The sequence below is a fragment of the Nocardioides ginkgobilobae genome (assembly GCF_054781275.1).
Map to the genome: position 1 here is coordinate 1 of NZ_BAAGUS010000040.1, position 4,393 is coordinate 4,393.

Annotated in this window: 5 protein-coding genes; all 5 read right to left on the bottom strand. The window is 57.1% G+C overall.

Annotated elements, in window-relative coordinates:
• Positions 1–229: 229 nt before the first annotated feature.
• The 5 genes from ACYVID_RS18030 to ACYVID_RS18050 all read right to left on the bottom strand — a co-directional run bounded on the left by ACYVID_RS18030 (position 230) and on the right by ACYVID_RS18050 (position 4,156).
• Positions 230–958, bottom strand: a complete 729-nt coding sequence (locus tag ACYVID_RS18030) for a class I SAM-dependent methyltransferase (RefSeq protein ID WP_460739436.1) — start codon at positions 956–958, stop codon at positions 230–232.
• A gap of 36 nt (positions 959–994) precedes the next feature.
• Positions 995–1,870, bottom strand: coding sequence for a class I SAM-dependent methyltransferase (locus ACYVID_RS18035; protein ID WP_460739438.1), 876 nt, complete (start codon positions 1,868–1,870; stop codon positions 995–997).
• Complete coding sequence (locus ACYVID_RS18040; protein ID WP_460739440.1) at positions 1,867–2,877, bottom strand: NAD-dependent epimerase/dehydratase family protein; 1,011 nt, start codon at positions 2,875–2,877, stop codon at positions 1,867–1,869. Before ACYVID_RS18040 ends, ACYVID_RS18035 begins: the two co-directional genes overlap by 4 nt.
• Positions 2,874–3,230: an acyltransferase gene (locus tag ACYVID_RS18045; RefSeq protein ID WP_460739442.1), complete on the bottom strand. Its 357-nt coding sequence runs from the start codon at positions 3,228–3,230 to the stop codon at positions 2,874–2,876. Before ACYVID_RS18045 ends, ACYVID_RS18040 begins: the two co-directional genes overlap by 4 nt.
• Before the next feature lie 185 nt (positions 3,231–3,415).
• On the bottom strand, positions 3,416–4,156 hold the full coding sequence (locus ACYVID_RS18050) for a glycosyltransferase (RefSeq protein ID WP_460739444.1): 741 nt from the start codon (positions 4,154–4,156) through the stop codon (positions 3,416–3,418).
• Between the last annotated feature and the right edge of the window lie 237 nt (positions 4,157–4,393).

The following is a 4,393-nucleotide window of genomic DNA, read 5'->3' on the forward strand; positions in this document are numbered from 1 at the left end:
TGCACGTCGAGGTCTTTCGGGTGGCTGGCGTAGGAACCGCCATCTTCGAAAGACCTCGACCTCTATCCCGGCACCGACGCGCCGACCCCGGCCGCGTCGTCCGCTACACCCTCAACTGTGAAGAGCCTCCAAAGCGACGCTGGAGATCTTCGAGAAGCTCGACGTCAAACCACTAGCCAGCACATCTTCATAACTGCCCCGGGTGGGCCTAACCAAATGGCGACGACGCCTAGTGCTTTCTCAAGAAGAAGAAGAAGATGGGAGCAAAGGCATTCGGAAGAATTCGGTGGACACCTTGCATAAACCGCCAGGCGAACGCCGAATCGCCGAAGTATGCCGGCTCGCCGAAAGCAGGGCAAACATGCAGGTCGAACCCTGGAAATGCTTGGCGCACGGAATCCGGAGTGTTCAGCCGGTAATGTGTCGGAAAGACATCCACAGACAATCTCCTTGGCTGAACTCGGCGCAAAACCGCGGACTGCAGTCCACTTGGCGTCAGGCGCGAGGCGGTTGCAATGTAGCTTCGCCGATTCGGCGTGCGAGCACAGATCCAACCTCCGGACCGCACCACGCGCTGCGCCTCTCGCGATAGAAGATCGACATCCTCGATATGCTCAAAAGTCCAATCAGCAATCAGCAAATCGATTGAGTCCGTCGCCAGGGGCCACGCGTCTCGTGGGCCGACCACAAAGGACTCGTCTAGGCCAGGGTTGTTGAGTACGGCTGAGTCCACGTCGACACCCACAATGTGAGCACACCTACCCCGCAGGCGCTGCAGGGACTGGCGATACGACGGTTCCTCATCATTGAACGCACCGCGTCCCGCACCCAGATCCAGTACCCTTGTGTCGGATTTCAATAGAGCGGAGATTCGACTGTAGAAGTCAACCGTAGTGTCGACTCTCGAATAACCCCCTACGGCAAATTCGTCGTAGAGACGGGAAACCATGTCATTCATAGCATGACTCTATCCGATCCAAGACCAGAACGCAGCCTATTTGCGCTCCAACTTGACCCCTCGGCTGCACTCAAACGTCGACTTCGGAAGAATCTCCAGGTAAGAGACCCTAAAGTTCCGGTACGCCCAAGCAGCCGCTCTCATGAAAACAGAAGGTCCAGACCATCCCAACTGCTCTGAAACACGCGCGCGCGTTACCCGCTGGACGTCAACTTCGAACCCCGCCCTTCGCCATTCCCGGGAAATCTTTCGCAAACTGCGATAATAGGTCTGATCCTTTGAGTAGCGACTGAATATTGTCGCACGATCGCGCGTACCAAGATCAGGAAAATGTGCAGCTCCTCTTCCCGCCTTCAACAAAATGGCGATAGCGAACCATCGTGTCCACCCCTTGGGGAGCCAATGAACGAACGGAAGTTCCAAGTGGGGCTCCCGGACAATCCTTTTGGCCGGGAAGACATGAAGTCCGACACCATCAGCACGAACCACTCGCCTGACCTCATGACACAACGGATCCAATTGTTCCACGTGCTCTAGAACTTGGTCTGAAATTACAACGTCAAAAAATCCGTCCTCGAATGGATACCTGCCCTCAACGATGAGCCGAAGCCGGCCCTCCCCTACATATGCTTGTCCACGAGCCACGTAAGCTGGCTGCACCTCCAGGCCATAGGCATCGAAGCCTTGCTCCAGCAACCACGCTACGCGCCCACCCCGGCCACAGCCGAGGTCAAGCACCTTCAATTGAGTGCCTCGGCGGTCAGCCACATCTGAGAGCCACCAGGAAATGGTGGCATTCGGGGCTTCCGCCCGAGTGAGAGTTTCGTTCTTGAGATGCGACTTATGCGAATTGAAGTCGGGTAGCTTTTTCGCCTCGGAGGCGGATCGGGTCCCGCGCATCAACATCATCATCCACCTTTACGATGATCAGAGAGGTACCAGTCGACGAACAACTTGACGCCATCCTGCAGAGACGTCCAAGGGACATCCCCAATCAATTCCATCAACAATTTGTTGTCGGCATGCGTCGCCCGCACATCCCCAGGCTGCATCGGGAGCATATTGGTCCTCAGGGGAATGCCGAGCGCATCCTCAAGGCATGCGATGAAATCAAGTAGCGAAGTCGGTCGACCTGGCCCGACGTTGACTACTCGAAAAGGAGCTACTGGACTCAGGCTGTCCAATGTGCTAACAGGCTGACCCACAGCAGGTATCCTCGAGACCAACATTTCGATGGCCAGCACCAGATCGTCGATAAAAGTGAAGTCGCGCTTCATTTGCCCATATCCATAGACGTCGATCGGCTGACCGGCGAGGGCGGAGCTCGCAAACTTGAAAAGAGCCATGTCGGGACGACCCCACGGCCCGTAAACGGTGAAGAAGCGCAAACAGGTTACTGGCAGTCCGGTCAGATGACTCGCCGCATGGAGGAGCGACTCGCCAGCACGCTTCGTCGCGGCATAGAGGGACATGGGCGAATCGGTGGTGGCGGACTCCAAATAGGGTCGCGCATTCGAGCCCCCGTACACCGAAGAAGTGGAAGCAAAAATGAAGTGCTCGACCTCATGCCCTGCGAGTGCCTCGACCAAGCTCTGGGTCCCGAGCACATTGGAACTCAAGTAGGCATCGGGGTTCTCTATCGAGTACCGAACTCCAGCTTGAGCAGCGCAGTGCACCACAACGCTGGGTCGATTTGTGTCGATCAACTCCCGCATCTTGACTACGTCCTGAATGTTCAGGGCATGCACACGCACGGCAAAACGATCCGTTAGCCTCTGCGCACGAGCATCCTTGAGACGAGGATCGTAATATTTGTTGAAGTTGTCCACACCGACAACGTTGTACCCGCGCGCGGCAAGTTGTCCAGCTAATGCAGCCCCAACAAACCCCGCAGCACCCGTGATAAGTACCCGCTTCAAGATCGATCCCAGTACGTTTCGAAGTCGTCGCGCCTAGTAACCCAGTCGTTCGCTCTCCCCGAGATTGAGGAAATGCGCATCGCAGGGTTGCCGACATAGATTGAGTCAGGCTGCAATTCTCCTCTGACAACACTGCCAGCGCCGATGATCACATCACGGGGAATGCGCGTTCCGGGCAGAACTACCACGCCCAGCCCGAGAAACACATTGTCACCAACCCGGATCTCTTCGGACCGGCCTACGTCCACCGGAGGGGCTTTTCCGATCGCGCGCAAGGCGGTTGTCAGCGAATAGTCGTGAGTAAGCAACTTTACGTCCCGGGATATCACGACACGATCGCCGAGTTCAATCATGTCCATCTGATCCAGGTAGGCGCGACTCGATATGTACCGTGGTGTACCGAGGGGCCGCAAACCATTCAACCGTAGGATGGGAAGGTAGAGGTGCATGAAAACTCTTGGCGCAAGAATTTCTGCCGGCCACAAGAACGGTCGACTTGTAACCAACACCAAACGTCGAAGGGCCTGGCCGATCCTGGTCACGTCCATAAGTCCTCAAGCACTCGAGCGTACATCGTTGCGACGTTCTTTCCTGTATGGGACGCGAGCCGCTGCCGGACACGCCCCAGCAAACCATCCCATTCTGTATCCGACAGGGCTAGTGCGTCGCAAACCATGTCCGCGACCTGATCCTCGCATGCCTCCGGCGCAACCAAGAACGGGAATTCGACCCCGAGCACCGCAGCATGCTCAGGAATGTCAGAAACAACGGGCCTAAGCCCCACCATAATCGCTTCGGCGAGAATGTTGGGGCTTCCCTCATGACGACTCAGTGACAGATAGACTTGAGAAGCACCAAGTGAAGTCGGAAGATCCCTAGTGTAGCCGTGAAGCACGATGGATGGATGACAGCACAGCGCCTTAACTTGCTCCTCTAAGGAGCCCGAACCGTAAATGTCTACCGTCAGTCCGCGTGCCGCCAGCCGTTGCGACACGCGAGCCGTCCGCAGAGGATCCTTCTGAATTTCCATCCGCCCGGCCACCGCCACATGGCGACGCGGACTGGCCGTCGCGAGAGGTGCTGGCAGCTGGACGATATTCGGAACGACTCGCACAGAAGACGTAACCGGTAACCAGTATTTGGCGCCGGCGTCCGAGTTTGCAACCACCAGACTCGAGCGACGCACTAGCAGACGACGGAGGCGATATGTCCATTTCGGCGGATAGTAGGAGTCCCGTTCAGCAACCACCCAACTGCCCCTCATTCGGGGTGAGAACATGCGAAGTACACCGACCACGAGGTCAGCGGGGTGAAGCCAGGTAACCACGATGTCGGGCCGCCATGAACTGATCTGATGACGTACAGCCAGGAGCAACCGGGGACTAAAGTGGCTCTTCACAGACCGGGGTGTAGTAGGGGTCTGAAGCCGCCGGTCTCAAGCAGGCTCCTGGCGATGTAGTTGGTCAGGTTGCGGAACCCGAGCGCTGATCCGCGTAGGTGCTCGAGCCGTCCGTTG

Bases quoted from the DNA above. Each gene is read 5' to 3' on its own strand.
- ACYVID_RS18035 (WP_460739438.1), bottom strand. From the start codon at position 1,870: ATGATGATGTTGATGCGCGGGACCCGATCCGCCTCCGAGGCGAAAAAG.
- ACYVID_RS18030 (WP_460739436.1), bottom strand. From the start codon at position 958: ATGAATGACATGGTTTCCCGTCTCTACGACGAATTTGCCGTAGGGGGT.
- ACYVID_RS18050 (WP_460739444.1), bottom strand. From the start codon at position 4,156: ATGTTCTCACCCCGAATGAGGGGCAGTTGGGTGGTTGCTGAACGGGAC.
- ACYVID_RS18045 (WP_460739442.1), bottom strand. From the start codon at position 3,230: ATGATTGAACTCGGCGATCGTGTCGTGATATCCCGGGACGTAAAGTTG.